The sequence below is a fragment of the Bacteroides sp. AF25-38AC genome, assembly GCF_003602995.1.
GTDB lineage: Bacteria > Bacteroidota > Bacteroidia > Bacteroidales > Bacteroidaceae > Bacteroides > Bacteroides uniformis.
Genome location: NZ_QTMD01000026.1, coordinates 16,273 through 37,303, shown reverse-complemented (window position 1 = coordinate 37,303; position 21,031 = coordinate 16,273). Strand labels below are relative to the sequence as shown.

The following is a 21,031-nucleotide window of genomic DNA, read 5'->3' as shown; positions in this document are numbered from 1 at the left end:
CGCTGGAACTATAGATCCAACAAACAAAGTATATAGTATCTGAAAACAGGGTATTACAACACTGCCAGCCTGGACACATACCCTTTCACCCTTTCGCGGTAAGCATCGCCAATGGGGACATCCTTCTGCTCGATGAGCAATGTGCTGCGCCCGATGGCGCTGATGCAGTCCATGCGGACAATAAAAGAACGGTGCACACGGATAAATTCGTTCGCCGGAAGTTTTTCCTCCATGTACTTCATACTGCACAAGCTCAAGATAGGCTTAGGGGAATCTTTACAGAAAATCTTCACATAATCGCCCATACCTTCTATATAGTTTATCCGTTCCAGGTCGAGCCGCATGATGCGGTTGTCACACCGCATGTAAATCACCTTCGGAACCTCTTCCGGACCTTGCCTGTGTTTGGAGTCGGACGTACCTGCATCCTGCAAAGAGAACCAGCGTGCCGCTTTGCTGACAGACTGGAAAAACGTGGAGAAATTGAGCCCGTCCATCAGATAGTCCAACGCATCCAGACGGAAACATTCGGCAGCATAGCGGTCGGTGTCTGTAATGAAAATGACACGAGTGGACGAGGACAAGAGCCTGCAAAAATCCATTCCGTTGATTTCACCTTCTTCCACCGGATAGATGCCGATAAAATAAACTTCCACTTTTGTCTCATAATAATCCTTCAGCGCTTCAAGAGGATTGCCGTACTTTCCGTGCAAAGAGAGAAAAGGAACCTTGTCGATATACTCTTCCAACCTTCCGGCAATCTCCGGGTCTGCATGTAAAATGGCGCAATTCAAATTCATATTCGTTTCTCTTTTACATAATGGACGCTGCCATATCCGAAAAACTGCAAACAGAAGAGCTAAAATTAAGCTTTATTTATGATTCAAAAACAATCTGCCTCTACGGAAAGACTATATTATCAGGAAAATAAAGTGCTTATTATGAACAGTTTCAAAAAATAAACTTATCTTTGCATGTACATCCCCACAAAAAGTAAAGGCTATGAAACAACAGAAACTATTCCACCTCGTATTGTCCGCCATGCTGATTGTTTGCACGACCGGCTGTTATGATAAAGACGAAATTAAAGATGCTGAAAAATATCTGTTCAAAGATATTCAATACTCTTTTGAAGAAGGGGATGGATTCAGTACGTATGATGTAGAGCTCCTGCCCTTCATCATGGAAAACAATTTAAACAATAGTATCACCACCACAAACTCCCCCTTCGAAGACACATGGCAGGAAACCACCTTTCAGAGCAACGACCCCGAAGCATTTGTATGGATGGGGGAAGAAGATGTGTTCGTCAATACCCCTTACATGTTTGGAGATGAACTATTGTTAAGTGGGGCAACCATAAAATATGGCAGCGAAACAACAAAAGCCAAAGGTCCAAACAGCAGTACTTCCACCATCAGCATACAACCTCACTGTCGGCTCATCATAAAAGGAACACTACACTACAGCAAGCTTGTAGCTACCTATACGCTGACATTCGCAGGTGAATATACAAAAACGGAAAAACAGATAAAGGGAAAGTTCATACAAACAACTCCGGAAAGCTACACAGGAGACATTACCATGGAACCGATAACGGCAGATTAAAACGGAATCGCATACGTGGGCACACCCTATTGCTCACCCTCTCCGTTCCTCCAGTAACCGGATAAACTCCTCCTCCTTGACGGGAAGAAGCACTGCACACTTGCCCTCGCCATATTTCACGAGCACATAGCGCATCACCGCAAACCGCCCTACCTGCATGGAAGAAGCACGCTCCACAGAAGTGATGTCTTTCATCAGAATTTCCTTACTCCGGGAGAAACGGCCGAAGGACAGCACCAACTTCCCGTCGGGCGTTACGGTATAGGTGGTATGAATCAGCTTCTCGATAATAACCACCAGCCAAAGCATGAAAATAGCAGCCAGGAACGGAGACTTGTACCAAAGCATATAGACGGCGAGAATACCTATCAGGATGAGAAACAGATACTGCCCCATAGCAATGCGCGCATGAAAGATTCGATTCATTTTATCTGATTTTTGCCGCTAAGGTACGTATTTTTATGATAACAACTTCTTCATTAGTATCTCCATTTTTCGAACTTCCGTCACATTCAGCTTGCGGCAGACCGAAGCACATAACAATTCTACCCGTTCCGGCGAAAAATAAATCAGTTCTGCAATCTCCTTTACAGACTGTCCAAGAGCTACCAGCATACATATCAGTTCTTCATCCTTATCCACCTCCGGAATAGACTGATAAAGTTTCTCTAAAAAAGAAGGATAATGAAAAATAAAGATTTCACGGAATACAGCCTCACGAGTTCCGGACAACAAAGCCTCCGAAGCATTGGGAGAATCTTCCGAAATCATTTCGCGCAAAGCTCTGGCAATCTCCTGCATATTAAAAGGTGTCACTGTTTTCTTTGTTTTCATTGTATCTTATCTCACCATTATACATATTTACAATCGTTTTGATACAAATTTGCAAAATATGCACAACCTAACCATAAGAATACGATATACAATCTGATATACAATTTCATATTATATTTATTATCAAATAATTAACAAGAAACAAAAAACAAGTCTATTGTTGTAAATTTTAAATTAAGAAATTATATCTTTGCCTTACAAAACAAACAGTCCACAAAATATGAATGCCAAAAAACTTTCATTTTTACTTCTGATTCTCGTAGCTGTAGCCTGCACCAACCGCTCCACCTCTTCGGAACAAGACGAAATGAGGCATTGGAACAATGTCCTTCAACAAATCAATGCCTTACTACTCGAAAACAAAGCGCAACAAACGTTGGATCTTGCCAAACAGACCTTGCCCGAAATCCTGGAATCGGCAGAAAAAAACGGAACTACAGATACCCTGATTTACTATGCCCGCAAGATATTTAATGCCTGCGGGAACAATTACATAAACACCAAACAATACAAAGACGGCATCGACTATATGGACAGCATTGGGAACCATCCCCTCATCCGCGAACATTGCCCGCACGAACTGCTGAGCTTCAAGGCCGGACTGAACCAACTGTATGGCAATAACCCGGAAGCTGTCCGACTGGCAGAAGACTACCTCCAGTTACCGGTCTGTACCAGTGCCAATGACTTTATCCGGCAGGCAGAAATCATAAGCGGTGTCTACATGTACTCCGGAAACAATCTACCCAAAGCCATCCAAATCTTGGAAAAAGCAATAGATGTCTACCGGAAAGGCGGAAACTTCCCGAACATGCTGCGGATAATGTCACGGTTGGGCATCTATTACCACCTCAGTGGTGAATACGAGAAAGCTATAGCCACTAACCAAGAGGCCATAGCCACTTACAACGACAGCATAGCACCTGGAAATGTAGTGATTGCCTACGGAGAACAAGCTAATCTCTACGCCGAACTGGGTATGTACGACCAGGCCCTGGAAATGAACAAAAAAGCCCAATACTACTCCATGCTGAAAGACAGCTTCGGACTGGGAGACTTGTACCGCTACCGTGCCCAGATCTTTCGTAACATGAATCAAAAGGACTCTGTATTCCACTACCTCAGGCTGGGAGAAAAGTTGTCAATGATACAAAACAGCTTTAAGGGCGTATTCGTAAACAAAGTAGAAACGGTAAACAGTTATCTGGACTATCCCGACTCTTTGGAAAAAGCACTGCAACTTGCCCTTAGCATCTGTCCCGATACCGTGCGGATGCCCCAATGGGCCAAATACCAACTCAACCTCCACCTAGGCCGGGCCTTACTGCAAACCGGGAAGGAGCAAAACGGCATACACCTGATAGACCGGGCTGCACAAGACCTCATCAACATGAAGTTCATGGAAGGCCGCGATGCCAACGAGATATTAATGGATTACTATCTGGCCAAAGGCATGAACGACGATTTTGCTCGTTGCTACATCCGTAACCGACAGTTTGCCGATTCTCTGGACAATAACGAAAAGAAACGTGCTGTGGCAGCAGCCAACATCCGGTTTGATGCCAACCAAAAAGAGAAAGAAAACAAACTGCTCTCGGCACAAGTGCAATGGCAGCAACAGCAGTTGTTCTACAACATCTGCATCTCCATTACATTACTGTTGCTACTTATCACCACTACAGCCTATTTCATCATCCGAAGGAAGGCCAACCACCAGCTTATAGAAAACAACAAACGGGAAATACAGACCCTCATTACCCGGCAGCAAGACCTGAACCGCCGCAACGAACAACTGACGGAAGAAATAGAACGGGCCATGGCTACCAATAACCTCAACTCCATTCGCCAGCTCACCGTGCAAAGCCTGCTCAGCAGGGAAGATGAGAACACATTCCGCCGGTCGTTTGCCACCATACATCCTTCTTATCTGCCCAAGCTCCGCGAAAGTTATCCTCAACTGACCCGCAACGAAGAATTGCTGGCCATGCTCATCTGCATGAACCAAAGTACCGACGAAATAGCCCTTATCATGGGAATCAACCGGAATAGTGTAAACGTAGTCCGTTCGCGCATGCGCAAGAACATGGAATTGCCCAAAGAAAAATCCCTGGATGAAGTATTGAAACAATACCTTACATAACAAATAAAAATAAGCCCGCTTATTTTGCTCTACGTTTGGTTTACACTATCTTTGCGGCGTTTAATACACAAAACCTATGGTAAGAAAGTTCGATTTTCTCGTTATCGGCTCCGGACTTGCCGGTATGAGTTTTGCGCTGAAAGTAGCGCATAAAGGAACAGTAGCCCTCATTTGTAAGGCAGGTTTGGAAGAGGCAAACACTTATTTTGCACAAGGAGGTATCGCCTCTGTCACCAATCTGGCCGTAGACAATTTTGAAAAGCATATCGAAGATACCATGATTGCGGGTGACTGGATAAGCGACCGTGAAGCCGTAGAGAAGGTGGTGCGCAATGCCCCCGAACAAATCAAGGAGCTTATCAAATGGGGAGTGAACTTCGACAAAAAGGAGGACGGAGAGTTTGACCTGCACAAAGAAGGCGGCCACTCCGAATTCCGCATCCTCCACCATAAGGACAATACGGGTGCAGAGATACAGACCAGCCTCATTGAAGCTGTGAAGCAACACCCCAACATCACCGTACTGACCGACCATTACGCTGTGGAAATCATTACCCAGCATCACCAGGGAATCATCGTTACCCGCCACACCCCCGGCATCAAGTGCTACGGTGCCTATGTGCTGAACGAAGCGACGGGCGAGGTGGATACCTTCCTTTCCAAAGTCACCATCATGGCAACGGGCGGTTGCGAAGCCGTTTACCGCCATACCACCAACCCGCTGGTGGCCACGGGAGACGGCATTGCCATGGTCTACCGTGCCAAGGGAGCAGTGAAAGACATGGAATTCATCCAGTTCCATCCCACAGCCCTTTTCCATCCGGGAGACCGCCCCTCGTTCCTCATCACCGAAGCCATGCGCGGTTATGGCGGCGTGCTGCGTACCAAAGACGGAAAAGAATTCATGCAGAAGTACGACCCGCGACTCTCACTGGCCCCGCGTGACATCGTGGCGCGTGCCATCGACAACGAAATGAAACAGCGCGGTGAGGACCATGTGTATCTGGACGTCACCCACAAAGACCCCGAAGAAACCAAGAAGCACTTCCCTAACATATACAAGAAATGCCTCAGCATCGGTATAGACATTACAAAGGAATACATACCGGTAGCCCCCGCCGCCCATTATCTCTGCGGTGGCATCAAGGTGGATTTGGACGGACAGAGCAGCATCCGCCGCCTGTACGCCATCGGCGAATGTTCGTGCACCGGACTGCATGGCGGCAACCGTCTGGCAAGCAACTCACTGATTGAAGCCGTGGTTTATGCCGACGCGGCAGCCAAACACGCGCTGAGCGTACTGGAACGTTATGACTTCAACGAAGACATTCCCGAATGGAACGACGAAGGTACCATTTCCACCGAAGAACGTGTCCTCATCACACAAAGCATGAAGGAAGTGAACCAGATTATGGAGGCATACGTAGGCATTGTCCGCAGCAATACCCGGTTGACACGTGCCTGGAACCGACTGGACATACTTTACGAGGAGACAGAAGCACTCTTCAAGCGGAGCAAGGCTACCCGAGAGCTGTGCGAACTGCGCAACATGATAAACGTAGGATACCTGATAACAAAGCAAGCCATGGAACGCAAGGAAAGCCGCGGACTGCACTACACGATAGACTATCCGCACGCCAAGAAATAAACATAAATCCTCTCCATCATGAGGAAACAATATTTCTCTTTCATTTTTTTGTATATTTTCTCAAGCTGTCTCTACAGTCAGACGATGGACGACAATATCATCATCAACTGCTGTGAAGACAGCTATGTTTTCAAAGAAGGACCAGGAGACAACCCCATCGTACAAAACACCCGAAAGACCGAATATGAAGCCTTGCGGATGGGAGCTACCGTACAACCTCATATGTTCTATGGCGAATTCATCTCCCTGGACGAAGCCAAAGCCAAGGGAGTACTTGCCCCCAAAGCCATCCACCGCCATGCCACACCGGAAAATGTATTCTTCGACGATACCCGCATCTGCTACTTCAACCTCTCCCTAAGCCGGCAGGGGAAAAAGGCGGCCGTACAGTTCAGCCGTACCTTCCATGACCTGCGCTACTTTACACGCATCTACTTTCCGGAGGAATACTTCATCCGCAAGAAACGTATCACCGTCACCATTCCTGCCGCACTGTCCCGTTTCCGGTTGGTGGAGAAGAACTTCGGTCCCGGCATCCGGTGTGAAAAGAGCGTGAATAAGGAAGGGGATTCCCTTTTTGTCTACACCTTAAAAGGAGTGCCTGCCACCCGAAAGGAAGAAGCTGCTCCCGCAGACAACTGCCTCTATCCCCATCTGCTGGTGACCGGTCCCTTTGCCGATGTACAGGCCATGTACCGCTGGCTGAACGGACTGGCCGAGGTGGACTGCACTCTCCCCCAAGCCGAAATGCTGACGGATGAAATTACTGCCGGATGCACCGATGAACTGGAGAAGATACGCCGCACCTATGCCTACGTACAGCAGAACATACGCTACATCGCCTTTGAAAACGGATTGGCAGGACATCGGCCCGACCGGCCTGCCGAAGTGCTGCGCAAGCGTTACGGCGACTGCAAGGGAATGGCACTCCTGCTGCGCACATTGCTGAAAGCCCAAGGATTCGATGCCCGAATGGCCTATATCGGTACGGACGACATCGCCAGTTCTCCCGACGAAGTGCCGACACTGGCTGCCATCAACCATGCCTTCTGCCTTCTTTTCCATCAAGGGAAAAGATATTGCCTGGATGCCACCTACCGATACCTACCGCCCGAAGACATCCCCCAAGGTATACAAGGCCGAAAAGCACTGGTAGAAAACGGAGACAGCTGCCTGATACTGACTCTTCCCCAGCAGGATGCCTCCGCCTCTACGGACAGTCTCAATTATCACTATCGCTTGATGACGGACAGCAATCCCCCTACCCTGAAAGGCACCGCCACCCGCGTAAGTACGGGCGAATACAAGGAATACCTGCTCAGTCTCTACCATGACACCCCCAAGGAGAAGCAGACAGACCTGCTAAACAATCAGATAAACAATACCGCTGCCGTACAATCGGCCGATGGAGAGTACTGCCTCGAAGCAGACCCGCACGAAGATTTCTTCCACCAGCCCATTGACACCACCCGCCGCAAGCAGGATTACCTACTGCCGTGGAGATGCCGTATTGTACGCGAGGTAACGATTGATATTCCACAAGGATATGCCGTGTCTTATTTGCCTGCAGACTTTCACATTGAAACGAATCAGGGCATCCTCAGTTGCTCCTACCGCGCCGGAGCAGGATATATCCACTTCCGAAAAGTGATGGAGATACGCAGAAAACGTATTCCACTTGCTCTTATCCCTGCTTGGAATGATGCCCTGCGACAATGGAAAAAAGCCTGCAACGAACAGATAGTAATCCGGCAAAGCACCCTTTAAACAAATAATTGAACATAAAACGCCATCACCATGAAAACAACACGTTCTTTCCTACTGCTGCTGATGTTACTTGCCACTTCGGGACTAAATGCCCAAAAGGAAGAAGACAAATATGCTGCGCTCGTAAGCGAAGTGCGCAATGAAGTATGGTCGCTGAACCTGCCCGACTTTAAAAATATGACTGTACCCGAGAAATACAGAAACGAACCCGCCGTTATCCTTGCCGCACACAGCCGTCTGGAGGTAACCCGGAAAACCAAGTTGGACTGGTGGGGAATGGGATTGACCAAACAACAGATAACCTGCCGCAGCATCTACCGCCAAATGGTATACATCAACAGCCAAAGTGCACTGGAAGAGATGTCACAGTTCAGCTTCCTTTCCCAGGAAAAAGAACGCTACACCCGCAATGAACAACAGCGTATACTGGGTGTGCGCATCATCAAACCGGACGGAACAATTCAGGAAACAGCCCCGCAGGAGTACATGGAAACCGATGAAGGCGGCCACCCACGTAGCCACAACATCCAAGAGAAATGGAACAAGCTGGCCGTACCCGGACTGGAAATCGGAGACATCATCGACTTGTTCTTCGTACGATACACCATACTGAACAACCAGAACCCCGAACCTTTCGGTTTTTACTTTATGGACAGCTATCCTCTGCTTGCCTATTCCGTCCATTGCGAGATAGACCCCAAGCTGAGCACTTTCTACCGTTGCCTGAACGGAGCAAGGAACTTCGACCATAGCACCGATACCGAAGGAAACCATATCCTCGACTTGCATACCGGAGACTCCGGACGTGTCATTCCCGACTTCTGGTACAACAGTGCCCGGCAAACGCCCATGATTCTGATGTACATCTACAACAGCAAGACACCCTATGCCTGGATGCCACCCAGCGCCCGCAAGCCGGGACTATATGCCAACCCCAATCCAAAACTGATGACAGATGACACACGTGCCTCCATGAAGGCTCCCGGCACCAACTGGTCCGGTCTGCGCAGCGGACGGAAAGGCGAAATATCCAAAGCCCTCAAAGCCCGTCAAGCCGAAGGATGGAGCGATAAGAAACTGATGGACTACCTCTACCAATACTGCTATTACCGGTATATGGAAAACGGTGCAGACTATACTCCCGCCAGTTTCATCCTGCTGATGCACGAACTTCTGGAAAAAGCAGGTATTCCCCACCGGACAGGAATCACGACCAAAGATACCCGGGAGCCTCTGGACCAGCTCATCAACTACAGCAATACCACTTGGTTTATCTATCTGGAATCCAACGGAAAATGCTATACTCCACCGGCCTGCTATGCTGTTCCCGGTGAAGTGCCTGCCAGCCTGCAAGGCGAAGAAGCCATACTGGAAGACAACACATGCCTTACCCTTCCCTCCACCACCCCCCAAGACAACCGGGATATGGCTACCATAAACGCTTCTATAAGCGGCACCACTCTCCACATCAGCCGCCGGGAAGAGATGAGCGGTGCACTGAAAGAACACTTCCAACCCTACCTCATTATGGATGAGGACCTTTACAACTCCGTTCGTCGCCAACTGGGTATTACAGCCACCATCTACGACGAAACCAAAGAAAAATTCCATGCCGACCTGCGCGAAAGTTACCGCCGTGAACGGGAGCAGGAGAAAGAGCGTTACCGTAATGAAATCATCGGTTATCATGGCTCGGAAGAAGGACTGGAAACACTCCTCGGCTACCAGCTTTTCAGCATCGGAAACCGGGCAGACAGTGCGGCACTTGCCTATCAAGTGGACTATGTACTGGACGGATACGTAAAGAAAGCGGGTACAAACTTTGTTCTCTCCGTAGGTCGGTTGATAGGGTCACAGCCAGAGCTGAAAGGCGAACAACGCCTGCGCAAGGAGGACATTTATTGGGAGATGCCCCGTTGTTACCAATGGGACATCACAGTCAATCTGCCGGAAGGTTATCGAATTTCTCCCGAAGGCCTGGAAAGACTGAACGTAAAAGTAGAAAACGACTGCGGCGCTTTCATTGTCCAAGCCACCACTGAAGACGGAACATTAAGAATAAAAGCCGAAAAACGCATCAACCACAAGACGGAACCGGTAGCCAACTGGGAGAAACTGCTTGAAATAACCGATGCTGCCAACAGTTATGAAGCACTTTCAATAGTGTTCCAAGCAACCATTAATCCCCCTACATCTCCAACAACCGGCTATTAATCCTTCTCTGCCCGCTGCAGCATCGCCATACACAGCTTGCTGTCGTACTGTACAGCCACTGCAAAACGACTGCATACTTTTTGCAGCGTCACTGCATACCGGTTTGCAGCAGCACTGCAATTGATTTGCAACAGCACTGCAACAGTTTTGCAGTCGCACTGCAATTTGTTTGCAGTGACGCTGCAGCAAATGTGCAGCAATTACAAGCTATATGACTGTCACAGCAAACAAAAAGCCCCGCAGAGCTTGCTTTCGCTCTGCGGGACTTTGTTCTCTCTATGAGGAAATTATCATCAATAGTTTGACTTCTTTACTTCGAAGTAAGCCTGCGGATGCAAGCAAGCCGGGCATACCTGAGGAGCTTCCTTACCGGTGTAGATGAAACCACAGTTGCGGCACTGCCATACCACTTCGCCTTCCTTGGCAAATACGCTGGCAGTCTCTATATTCTGGATAAAAGCGCGATAACGTTCTTCGTGTCCCTTTTCGGCAATGGCGATGTTACGGTACATAAGAGCGATTTCGGGGAAACCTTCTTCGTCTGCAATATCAGCAAACTTAGGATAATCCAATGACCATTCTTCGTGTTCGCCGGCAGCAGCTTCCTGAAGATTTTCCAGGGTAGTGCCGATAACACCTGCAGGATAAGAAGCGGTGATTTCCACCATACCGCCTTCCAGCCACTTGAACATACGTTTAGCGTGTTCCTTTTCCTGGTCAGCCGTTTCTGTGAAAATAGCGGCGATTTGTTCGTAACCTTCTTTCTTGGCTACACTTGCAAAATAAGTGTAACGCATTCTTGCTTGTGATTCACCAGCGAATGAAGTCAGCAGATTCTTCTCAGTCTGAGTTCCTTTAACACTTTTAGCCATAGTCTCTTTTTTTATTAGTTAATATAATTACGTATAAATGTCGTTCGTACTGTTTATAAACAACACAAAATTACGAATTTAGTTTGGAATAATCACACCTCTGCCCCATCGGATTTATTTATCGTCTTATAGAAAGAATCTATCTTCACCGATAACCCGAAGAGGTATTTCAGACATAATTAATAGCACATATCTGATAAGGAAAACAAAATACATCACAGTTGTGTTCACTAATATCCATTATTTTATCTACTTTTGCAGGCAATTTGCAATATATACATTACATTCTGTATAAAAAAACGTATAAAAAAGTAGATTATAATGAAAGCGTTCGGATTCAGACCAAAGCTATACACGGCTTTAAAAAATTACTCTAAAGAACTGTTCATGGCAGACCTGATGGCAGGTATCATTGTAGGTATCGTTGCCCTCCCGCTTGCCATTGCATTCGGTATCGCCTCCGGCGTATCACCGGAGAAAGGTATCATTACGGCTATCATAGCCGGTTTCATCATCTCCCTGATGGGTGGGAGCAAGGTACAGATTGGAGGACCGACCGGTGCGTTCATCGTCATTATCTATGGCATCATCCAGCAATACGGTGAATCGGGGCTTATTGTCGCCACACTGATGGCAGGCGTACTGCTCATCCTGCTGGGAGTTTTCAAACTGGGAGCTGTCATTAAGTTTATCCCCTATCCCATCATCGTAGGTTTTACAAGCGGTATTGCCGTCACCATCTTCACTACGCAGATTGCCGATATTTTCGGGTTGACGTTCGGAGGAGAGAAAGTTCCGGGAGACTTTGTAGGAAAATGGATGATTTATTTCCGACATTTCGATACCGTAAACTGGTGGAACACGATTGTAAGTATTGTCAGCATCTTCATCATTGCCATTACACCGCGGTTCTCGAAGAAGATTCCGGGGTCACTTATTGCCATCATCGTGGTGACAGTGGCAGTCTGGCTGATGAAAGTATATGGAGGCATTGATTGTATCGATACCATCGGCGACCGTTTCAGCATCCGTGCCGAACTGCCGGATGCCGTGATGCCTGCCCTGGATTGGGAAGCGATAAAGAACTTGTTCCCCGTAGCCATTACAATCGCTGTACTGGGTGCCATCGAATCTTTGCTGTCTGCCACCGTGGCCGATGGTGTGATAGGCGACAAACACGATTCCAACACGGAACTGATAGCACAAGGTGTTGCCAACATGGCTACCCCGCTGTTTGGCGGTATCCCTGCCACCGGAGCCATCGCGCGTACCATGGCAAACATCAACAACGGAGGAAAAACTCCCGTAGCAGGCATGGTGCATGCAGTGGTATTGCTGCTTATCCTACTGTTCCTCATGCCGCTGGCACAGTATATCCCAATGGCTTGCCTGGCGGGTGTACTGGTCATAGTATCCTATAACATGAGTGGTTGGCGTACGTTCAAGGCATTATTGAAGAATCCTAAATCGGATGTCACGGTACTGCTGATTACTTTCTTCCTGACCGTCATCTTCGACCTGACTATTGCCATTGAAGTAGGTCTGGTGATTGCCTGCGTGCTGTTTATGCGCCGCGTCATGGAGACTACCGAAATATCCGTCATCAAAGATGAAATAGACCCGAATGCAGAATCGGACATTGCAAGCAATGACGAGCACCTGATAATCCCCGAGGATGTGGAAGTATACGAAATAAACGGTCCTTACTTCTTCGGCATCGCCACCAAATTCGAAGAAATCATGGCGCGGCTGGGCGACCGCCCCAAAGTGCGCATCATCCGCATGCGTAAAGTTCCGTTCATCGATTCTACCGGTATCCATAACTTGACAAGCCTTTGTGAGATGTCCCAAAAGGAAAAAATAACCATTGTGCTCTCCGGTGTCAATGAAAAGGTACATAAGGTACTGGAAAAATCGGGCTTCTATGAGCTGTTGGGCGAAGAAAATATCTGTCCGAACATAAATGTGGCACTGGAAAGGGCCAAAATGATTATCCAACACTAATCCCGGCATGGCACGAAAAAAAAAGAAACAATCGCAGGGCGTCTATTATCTTATATTGTTTATATGTGCAGTCTGCCTTGCCTATGAACCCGTTGCAAAGATACTTTCGGATGCCAGGCAAAAGAATTCTACGCCTGCCAAGATAGAACTCACAGCAGGCACACGCCTTGAAATACCAGCAAAGCTGAAGAACGTCTCCGAACAGATTCTCCAGCGGAAAGGCTACACAGTATCCTACAACAAGGATTTAAAGATACCCAACTGGGTAGCCTGGGAACTCACTCCCGAAAAACTGGTGGAGCGTGAAAGCCGTACAGACAAGTTCTTGCCCGACCCCGACCTGCCTGAGCACGAGGCAGTAACCACCGATGATTACAAGGGAGCCGGCATGGACCGCGGACATATGTGTCCCGCCGGTGACAACCGCTGGCACTGGAAAGCCATGCAAGAGAGCTTTTACATGACAAACATTTGCCCGCAGAACCACAATCTGAACCGTGGCGACTGGAAAGAACTGGAAGAGTCATGCCGCCGTTGGGCACAAGAAGAAGGCAAGATATACATTGTATGCGGTCCTATTCTCTATGACCAACGTCACCGCACTATCGGCAAGAAGCACAAGATTACAGTGCCCGAAGCATTCTTCAAGGTCGTTCTGTGTGCAGACAGCAATCCCCCCAAAGCCATCGGCTTCATTTATAAGAATGCATCGGGCAATCATCCGTTGGACAGCTACGTCAATACAGTGGACGAAGTGGAACGAATTACAGGTATAGACTTTTTCCCTACCCTTCCGGATGAAATAGAAGAGAAGGTGGAAGCCGAATATGACTTGAAACTGTGGTAAAGGAGTTATTCCTTTACCCAGGCATCTACAATCTCGGCTACATAAACCCGGTGCAATCCGCCGTGGTCACCGCCATACCAACGTTCGTAGACGGAATGGTCGAGGAAGAGTTCTTCTTTCATATCGGTAATGAAAAGCTTGCGGCACTCCAATCCCAGGCGGTCCTGCTCAAAGAGAATGTTTCCCCGTTCGGTAACAATAGGATTCAGCCCAGTTTCCTTTACCTTATCCACTTCCCTACCCGATTTACTGCCACAAAGATTGTAAATGCTCCGATTTTCCTTTCCTAAAAAAGAAAGGGTGAAATATTCGTTCTCCTCCATAAACTCATACGTATAGCGCTCGGAACGTATAAAGACAAACACCACCGGCTTGTTCCAAAGCCAGCCAATACCTCCCCAACTGGCAGTCATGGTGTTGAAATGTTCTTTACTGCCTGCCGTAACCAGCATCCACTCTTTGCCTATCACTTCGAAGAAGTTCTCACTTAAATCTTTAATTGCTATTGATTTCATAAGTATATTATTAATAAGAAACACTTACCGGTATACCCGTTTCACGTATCCGTTCCGCAATGCGATCCAGTTCCTCATGAGTGGCCTTCTGCAAATCATGGTCGGGCGTTTCGCGGTCGATGGTATAAATCATCACTTGGCGGGGAGCAATCTCCTTGACAGCTTCCAGCCAGAGAAGAACAAATTTATCGGATGTATTATCCATATCTTGTCCTTTATAACTTCCTTTGAGAAACATGGTCTGGATAATGCAGTTCCCTTTGAACGCTTTCATCCCTTCTATAATCTCCCGGATGGAGTAATGTCCGGTAGGACGGTCAAGTACACGGATATACTCTTCATCCACCGTATCCAGTTTAAGGATGTTGTTGTCAATCTTGTTCAAAGCCTCGAATACGGCAGGACGATGAATAAAGGTAGAATTGCTCAGTACGCTCACCTTTGCATTCGGAAAATACTTGTCGCGCAAGGCAAGTGTATCTTCTATGATTTCGGGGAAACGGGGATGTGCCGTCGGTTCTCCATTACCGGCAAAAGTCAGAACATCCGGTGTAGGTCCGTTTTGCTGCATGTCCCGCAGGCGGGCTTCAAGGGCCGAACGGACTTTTTCGCGTGTGGGCAGCGGCTGTTTGGGACGATGGTCGGCATTGAAACCACATTCACAGTAAATGCAGTCGAAAGTGCATACTTTGCCGTCTGCCGGCAATAAATTTATTCCCAAAGATACTCCCAGACGGCGAGAATGAACGGGACCGAATATGGGAGATGGATAAATGACAGTCATACTATTTATGATTTGACGATTTACGGTTTGATTAATGCTTAAACAATCTTACCGCTCCAAAGTTAAGTGAAAACTATGGTATCTGGCAATGTTCGGCTTGCAAAAGTTTACCCATAAAAGAAAATATTCCCTTTATAAAGCATACATCTCATGTTAAAAAAGTAAATCATACATTACATTTTATCTATTTTACTTGTTTATATGTAAAGTATACATTACATTTGCAGATAACATCTAAATGCATAGTATTATGAGAAAGAACTATTTATTTCCAACCACTTTCAGAAAGATAGGTTGGTGTTTATTTGTCCCATTCGCCATCACGTCCTTCATCTGTCTTTTCGACGGCAGCAATGAAGATTGGTTGAAGGTAAACGCGTTGTCAGTAATTCCCTGGGGTATTATCAAGAACTCTTTATTCGACGAGTTGAGTATGATAGGGCTTACGGTTTCACTCTTGTTCATAGCTTTCTCAAAAGAAAAGGACGAAGATGAATGCATTGCCAATATTCGTTCAAACTCTCTTATCTGGGCTACCATAACAGCGTATTCCCTACTGATAGTATGCACTATGCTGATTTATGACATGCAATATCTTAATTTTGTATTTATAGACTTGTTCATGATATTGTTTCTGTTCATCATAAAGTACAACATTGAACTTTATAAATTTAGGAGGAGCAACAATGACTAATACATTAAGGGTAGAAAGAGCCATCAAGCATATGACCCAACAGCAATTGGCTGAAGCCATAGGAGTGAGCCGGCAAACCATCAATGCCATAGAATCGGGAAAGTATGTCCCTTCCACCTTGCTGTCATTGAAAATATCAGAGATATTCGGAAAGACTGTAAATGAAATTTTCATGTTGGAAGAAAGTGACAGATAAAGAGAAGACTCTAAAAAACTGTTTTAATTTTATTTCAGTTTTCTTCTGAGGCAACCTGAAAAATAAAATTAAAACAGTTTCTAAAACTTGATACGCAGTTGCATCTGCAAGTCCGCTTTCCTATTTCCCGGTATCTCATCATTGCCCGAACCAATCGTCTCCCTATCCTGATAAACCGTCTGTCCGAATTTGGCAAGAAACATGAAGTTCTTACTCAAATCATATCGCAGATGAGCGGAGTAACGGAACCCTTTGCCATAGAAGGAAGGGGTATAGAAAGTATATAACAATCCACGCTCGGAGGCGTAAACACGCGAATCGTAATCGTCCGTATGAAACCAGGTTCCCTGCACGGAAACTGACAGAGGGAAGGGGAAAGTGTACGAGCAAAATTGAGTACACTGATAACCTTGCCGTCTATCAAAGCGATACCCTTCCCCATCCTGCTGACGGAAGTGGTTATAATCTATTGTAGTACGAAAGATATATCTTCCCGGCATATAGGTCAGCCGATAACGGAGTTTATGGTGATAGATAGGTTCGATAACTGCACCGCTTGTACCCGTCACGTCTCTTTCTTTCTGTTTGTACCGATAATTAAAATACATCGAAAGGCTCTTTCGAGGAGTATAAGTAACCTGAAACATGGCATCCACTCCCTTTGAGGGCTTACTTATACGGTATTTCCACCAAGGAAAAGAAAACACATCCAGTGAAGTGAAAAACTTCCACCGGGCGAAAGGTGTGGCCTCTGCTGCCAGATACCATCCGTTCTCATTCTGCGGCATACTGCTTTCGCCAAAGGAACGCCCAAACAAAGTCCAATAATCATATGAATAATACCGGTGAACAAGTAGCAGATGATAATCGGAAGAAAGATTATACTTCAGCCGGTTCAGCAACGCATAGCCTTTACTGCCGGTTGCCGCTTCCCCCACCCAGACAAAACGGCCCAGACGATACCTATAATCCATGCCCACATTATAGAAATCACTTCCATGAAGATTGTACTTTGCATACTTGTTCAACCGAGGCTTGTAAGGATGGTTGAAAAAATAGTAAATCCCCGTCACTCCCACCTTCAGAGAGTTCTTTTCATAGGTCATGTTTCCACCTATCACCTGCAAGGCAAAGGCATTCATTTTATCTGCCTCCTTCTGCGTGCGATGCAATCCCGTCTTGTAAATGGAAGTTATCTCGCCATCCTCCACCACACCGTCCATGGAGCGATGCGAATAGAAAGCCGAAATATCCAAGTAAGGCAATACTCCCACCGTTGCCGCCACTCCCCGGAAATAATTGTACTCATCGGTAGAACTATGCTTACGGATGCCTCCGGTACGATATTCTGTTGTAGACATAGAGAATGTTTTTCCTAAACGAAAATCCGTACTAAATACCAGTCCCTGCCCGAAGCTCAGACGGTAATTGCCCAATGCCAAAGCCTTCAGCCGCCCCAGATTCTTTATCAGAAAATAGAAAGAATAGTAATCATAGCCTTTTCTGTTGTGCAGGGCAAAGAAGGGTTCTCCGGCATCCTTCTCTCCCGTCACGCCTATTTGGAGATAATCTCCATAATGAAAATTATAGCGCAAAGAATGGTAAAGGGAAGGTCCCAGGTAATTCTTCTCATATCCTTTACGGATATAGAACGGTACATCCAAACGTGCCAATGTTTCGTGTTTCCCGTATTTCAGTATAGATTTTAAAGCAGGATACCCCCTACCCGCTTTCACTGCCCGCACACAGACAAAGGGCAGCAGTAGGTCGATGGTACGTTTATCCATCTCCTCCACCAGTTGCAATTCATAAATGGTCTGCATCTGTCCGTGTATATAGACATAAGCCAGAAGATTCTCTATCTGTATATCCGTAAGAAAAGGAAACTGCTCCAATTGCCGTTTAGTGGCGGCATTGAGGTTGACAGGCTCTTGCAGACGTCGGGACAACTCCTCCAATTCATCTTCCCAACCGTATTTTTCCTCATTCCCGATGGAAAGTTGTTCCAAATTTTCTTCCAAAAGAAGTAAAGGCTGTTCTTTCTGAAGGCCGGATATATTTTGAGCTTCAAGCATAGGAGTCATTGACAGCATACTTACAAAAACTCCTATCTTGAGTAATTCCATTAATAGTAGGTCACTTTCATGTTTTGGGAAGCGAAGTTACCTTAAATAAGTTAATTGAGCAAGGAAAAATCAACATGATGCAACAACATTACACAGAATGGTGTACTTTTGCAACATGAACGCAAGGCTTAACATAGTAATACTCATCATGTTTCTTTCTCTCGGAAGCCTGAAATGCTTTGCACAGCAGCAACCACAGTCTGCTGCGCAAAAGAGTGTCTATCTTACTCCCATGTGCGTTTACGAAGGAGATACCATCCCTTATGTCAAGCTCCCCACTGTCTACATCTTCAAGCCGCTTAAATTCAAGAACAAGCGCGACATGAACAAGTACTACAAACTCATTCGTGACGTAAAGAAGGTACTTCCCATCTCCAAGGAGATTAACCGTGCCATCATTGAAACCTACGAATACATGATGACCCTGCCCACCGAGAAAGCCCGCCAGAAACACATGAAAGCAGTAGAGAAAAGCTTGAAGGAGCAATACACTCCCCGCATGAAGAAACTTACCTTTGCCCAAGGCAAACTGTTAATAAAACTGGTAGACCGACAGACCAACTCCACCGGATATGAACTGGTAAAAGCTTTTATGGGCCCTTTCAAAGCCGGTTTCTACCAGACTTTTGCCGCACTCTTCGGCGCCAGTCTAAAAAAACAATACGACCCTATGGGAGACGATGCATTGACCGAACGGGTGATATTGATGGTAGAAAGCGGACAATTATAAACTGATGTTTATTCCCGCCTTGCGTGCCTGCGAATGTTGAAATTGGCGTTTCACATTATATGTCTTTCCGTCTTTGACGAACTTAGAACCGGTCTGCTTGAACCAGAAGTCCACTTTATTTTCCACACAAATTCTGCGAAGGTCCATCACCCATTCAAAATCACAAGGGCGGGCTTCGTAACCGGATTCTCCCCCTGCAACTATCTGTTCAATCCATTCGCCAACAGCATAAGTACTTAAATCTATCCTTTCCAGCAGCGGTTCACAGATTATTATCTTATGCTTTATGGGAGCCCTCCTATAGATGGGCAAGCGATAATCGGCGCAAGTCTGGTTTTCAACCGTACAACAAATGGTTACATTATCATATCCGTCTCCCCAATCATCGGGCAGACAGTCAGAAAAACGGTCTATACGCTTGGTAATCATCATAAAATGCAGGTCACTGCGACAACGAATCATCTCCCATGCTTCGGCCCGCCATTTGTCAGCATCTTCCACAAAGAAATCGGAAGTAAAGCAGGTGTAGACAAATGTTCCAGGTGGTATCTTGAATTCTCCGTTACGCTTTTTACGCAAAGGCAGGTCAAAGTTTTTTGTCCGCACCACCACCGAACTGTCCACCTCTCGTCGGGCATCACCACGATAAACATAACAATGCTTGCAACCTGCACTCAATTTATGGCAACCATGCCATAAGTTCCACATCATCGACTTCGCAACAATACCGTTCATTCAAACAAAAAACTTATCGTTAACACCATGTTGAAAACTATGTTAGCAACATAAATAATCAGTTATTAAACAATTGATATTAAGCTATATATTCAGTTAATAACAGAATGAATAATTGTTTATTACTACCTATTCGGGTTGTACCTCTCCTGCCATCGGAAGCTCTTTCCAACCTTCACCAAATGCATCATAAGCATCGGTAACCACTACAAAAGCCTTTGGGTCTACTTCCCTTATCTTCTGCTTGATACCTACCACTTCCTTGTAACTCACCACAAGAAACAGCATTTCCTTGTCTACATTGGTATAAAGACCACTACTTTTGATGCAAGTGGCTGTACGGTCCAAATCTTTAAGAATATAGTCGTGCAAAGCGGTAAGGCGCATATCACTGATGACAAACAGTATCTTGTCATTCTTCTCCCCATTTATCACATAGGCCAATACCCTTGAAGTGACAAAAATAGCTATCAGTGAATAGAAAGACAAATGCCACGAAGGTTGTGTAGCATCATCCGGATTTCCGATACCGAAACCGATAACCAATAGGCCGAATCCCACCACAATGCCATCTACCAGCAGTATCGCCTTTGAAAAACGTATATGGCAATATTTCTGCAATATCATTGCCACAATATCCGTACCTCCTGTAGTAGCCCGGCTACGCACTACAATACCACAGCCTATACCGATAACCACCGCACCAATCACAGAAGTCAGCATCAAATGGTCGGACATATTCAGACTGCCACCCAGCAACTGTGTAGGGTCCAACTGATGGAGCGCTTCTTCAGAAGGATAGGAGAGGAGAGACAGCACATTCATGGCAAGCGGAGTGAATAGTGCCGCCACGATAGTACGTGCTCCCAATTTTGCTCCCAGTACCAGCACGGAAATGATAAGCAAAGGAATATCAAACATATAACCGAAAGTACCTACCTGAATAGAAGGGAACAGATTATGAAGCACAATACTAGCTCCATACACCCCGCCAGGAACAAGATTATAAGGATTGATAAAGTAAACAAAACCTGCTGCCAGAATAGTACAACCTACAAAAATGCCTATCCATGAAGATATTATCTTTTTCATATCGATATGATTTATATATATTCAGCAAATATACAAAAAATAAGAAAAGACACCAACTGTACAGCAAGTTTTCCACATACAACCGATATGTGTTGAATACATGGTTAACAAAAAGGATAAAGTAGGAGATAAAGCATTAATTTACAATGAATAAAGTGGTTGATTTTTATAATCAACCACTGTTCATAAAATCTCTCATCATACCTATATAGAACTAGTTTATTG

The 21,031-nt window shown here is 46.0% G+C and carries 19 protein-coding genes; 10 read left to right on the top strand and 9 right to left on the bottom strand.

The genetic code is table 11. The features are described from left to right. Positions 1-53 precede the first annotated feature (53 nt). Positions 54-800: a LytR/AlgR family response regulator transcription factor gene (locus tag DWY55_RS16250; protein ID WP_008662289.1), complete on the bottom strand. Its 747-nt coding sequence runs from the start codon at positions 798-800 to the stop codon at positions 54-56. 202 nt (positions 801-1,002) lie between these two features. On the opposite strand from DWY55_RS16250, the gene DWY55_RS16245 reads away from it, so the two are divergent. Continuing rightward, positions 1,003-1,608 carry a hypothetical protein gene (locus DWY55_RS16245; RefSeq protein WP_005833978.1) on the top strand — a complete coding sequence of 202 codons (606 nt, stop codon included), beginning with the start codon at positions 1,003-1,005 and terminating at the stop codon, positions 1,606-1,608. A gap of 33 nt (positions 1,609-1,641) precedes the next feature. On the opposite strand, the gene DWY55_RS16240 is transcribed toward DWY55_RS16245, so the two are convergent. Continuing rightward, complete coding sequence (locus DWY55_RS16240) at positions 1,642-2,034, bottom strand: PH domain-containing protein (RefSeq protein ID WP_005833977.1); 393 nt, start codon at positions 2,032-2,034, stop codon at positions 1,642-1,644. A gap of 33 nt (positions 2,035-2,067) precedes the next feature. Beyond that, the gene (locus tag DWY55_RS16235; RefSeq protein WP_009037523.1) at positions 2,068-2,442 is read right to left on the bottom strand and encodes a helix-turn-helix transcriptional regulator; all 375 of its coding nucleotides are present in this window, start codon (positions 2,440-2,442) and stop codon (positions 2,068-2,070) included. Between the two features lie 220 nt (positions 2,443-2,662). Here DWY55_RS16235 and DWY55_RS16230 point away from each other — a divergent pair, with 220 nt between their 5' ends. The 4 genes from DWY55_RS16230 (at position 2,663) to DWY55_RS16215 (ending at position 10,211) form a co-directional block, all read left to right on the top strand. After that, entirely contained in the window at positions 2,663-4,582 is a 1,920-nt protein-coding gene (locus tag DWY55_RS16230; RefSeq protein WP_035447449.1) for a tetratricopeptide repeat protein, read from the top strand. A 76-nt stretch (positions 4,583-4,658) separates the two neighbouring features. Continuing rightward, positions 4,659-6,230, top strand: coding sequence for an L-aspartate oxidase (nadB, locus tag DWY55_RS16225; protein ID WP_005825234.1), 1,572 nt, complete (start codon positions 4,659-4,661; stop codon positions 6,228-6,230). Between the two features lie 18 nt (positions 6,231-6,248). After that, on the top strand, positions 6,249-7,997 hold the full coding sequence (locus tag DWY55_RS16220; protein ID WP_118264310.1) for a transglutaminase domain-containing protein: 1,749 nt from the start codon (positions 6,249-6,251) through the stop codon (positions 7,995-7,997). Positions 7,998-8,027: 30 nt separating this feature from the next. Further along, the gene (locus DWY55_RS16215) at positions 8,028-10,211 is read left to right on the top strand and encodes a DUF3857 domain-containing protein (protein WP_009037520.1); all 2,184 of its coding nucleotides are present in this window, start codon (positions 8,028-8,030) and stop codon (positions 10,209-10,211) included. Between the two features lie 293 nt (positions 10,212-10,504). On the opposite strand, the gene rbr is transcribed toward DWY55_RS16215, so the two are convergent. Next, positions 10,505-11,083 carry a rubrerythrin gene (gene rbr / locus DWY55_RS16210; RefSeq protein ID WP_005825226.1) on the bottom strand — a complete coding sequence of 193 codons (579 nt, stop codon included), beginning with the start codon at positions 11,081-11,083 and terminating at the stop codon, positions 10,505-10,507. Positions 11,084-11,404: 321 nt separating this feature from the next. On the opposite strand from rbr, the gene DWY55_RS16205 reads away from it, so the two are divergent. Both DWY55_RS16205 and DWY55_RS16200 read left to right on the top strand, forming a co-directional pair. Further along, positions 11,405-13,087, top strand: a complete 1,683-nt coding sequence (locus DWY55_RS16205; RefSeq protein ID WP_005825218.1) for a SulP family inorganic anion transporter — start codon at positions 11,405-11,407, stop codon at positions 13,085-13,087. Between the two features lie 7 nt (positions 13,088-13,094). Beyond that, positions 13,095-13,934 (top strand): DNA/RNA non-specific endonuclease, encoded by an 840-nt coding sequence (locus DWY55_RS16200; protein ID WP_057259077.1) that lies wholly within the window; start codon positions 13,095-13,097, stop codon positions 13,932-13,934. 5 nt (positions 13,935-13,939) lie between these two features. Here DWY55_RS16200 and DWY55_RS16195 read toward each other — a convergent pair whose 3' ends face one another. Together DWY55_RS16195 and DWY55_RS16190 are read right to left on the bottom strand one after the other, a co-directional pair. Further along, entirely contained in the window at positions 13,940-14,449 is a 510-nt protein-coding gene (locus DWY55_RS16195; RefSeq protein ID WP_009037517.1) for a flavin reductase family protein, read from the bottom strand. A gap of 10 nt (positions 14,450-14,459) precedes the next feature. After that, on the bottom strand, positions 14,460-15,233 hold the full coding sequence (locus DWY55_RS16190) for a radical SAM protein (RefSeq protein WP_117878842.1): 774 nt from the start codon (positions 15,231-15,233) through the stop codon (positions 14,460-14,462). Positions 15,234-15,483: 250 nt separating this feature from the next. On the opposite strand from DWY55_RS16190, the gene DWY55_RS16185 reads away from it, so the two are divergent. Beyond that, positions 15,484-15,927, top strand: coding sequence for a hypothetical protein (locus DWY55_RS16185; RefSeq protein WP_117588639.1), 444 nt, complete (start codon positions 15,484-15,486; stop codon positions 15,925-15,927). After that, the gene (locus tag DWY55_RS16180) at positions 15,920-16,123 is read left to right on the top strand and encodes a helix-turn-helix transcriptional regulator (protein WP_008662275.1); all 204 of its coding nucleotides are present in this window, start codon (positions 15,920-15,922) and stop codon (positions 16,121-16,123) included. The genes DWY55_RS16185 and DWY55_RS16180 overlap by 8 nt, the downstream gene beginning before the upstream one ends. Positions 16,124-16,203: 80 nt before the next feature. Here DWY55_RS16180 and DWY55_RS16175 read toward each other — a convergent pair whose 3' ends face one another. Then, the gene (locus DWY55_RS16175) at positions 16,204-18,249 is read right to left on the bottom strand and encodes a helix-hairpin-helix domain-containing protein (RefSeq protein WP_117878840.1); all 2,046 of its coding nucleotides are present in this window, start codon (positions 18,247-18,249) and stop codon (positions 16,204-16,206) included. 97 nt (positions 18,250-18,346) lie between these two features. Between DWY55_RS16175 and DWY55_RS16170 the strand changes: the two genes are divergently transcribed. Next, positions 18,347-18,979, top strand: a complete 633-nt coding sequence (locus tag DWY55_RS16170) for a DUF4294 domain-containing protein (RefSeq protein WP_005833968.1) — start codon at positions 18,347-18,349, stop codon at positions 18,977-18,979. Here the strand turns inward: DWY55_RS16170 and DWY55_RS16165 are convergent. Further along, on the bottom strand, positions 18,974-19,714 hold the full coding sequence (locus DWY55_RS16165; RefSeq protein ID WP_005825207.1) for a DUF5131 family protein: 741 nt from the start codon (positions 19,712-19,714) through the stop codon (positions 18,974-18,976). The two genes, DWY55_RS16170 and DWY55_RS16165, sit on opposite strands and share 6 nt — an antisense overlap. A gap of 129 nt (positions 19,715-19,843) precedes the next feature. Beyond that, positions 19,844-20,806 carry a YitT family protein gene (locus DWY55_RS16160; protein WP_005825206.1) on the bottom strand — a complete coding sequence of 321 codons (963 nt, stop codon included), beginning with the start codon at positions 20,804-20,806 and terminating at the stop codon, positions 19,844-19,846. Positions 20,807-21,031 lie beyond the last annotated feature (225 nt).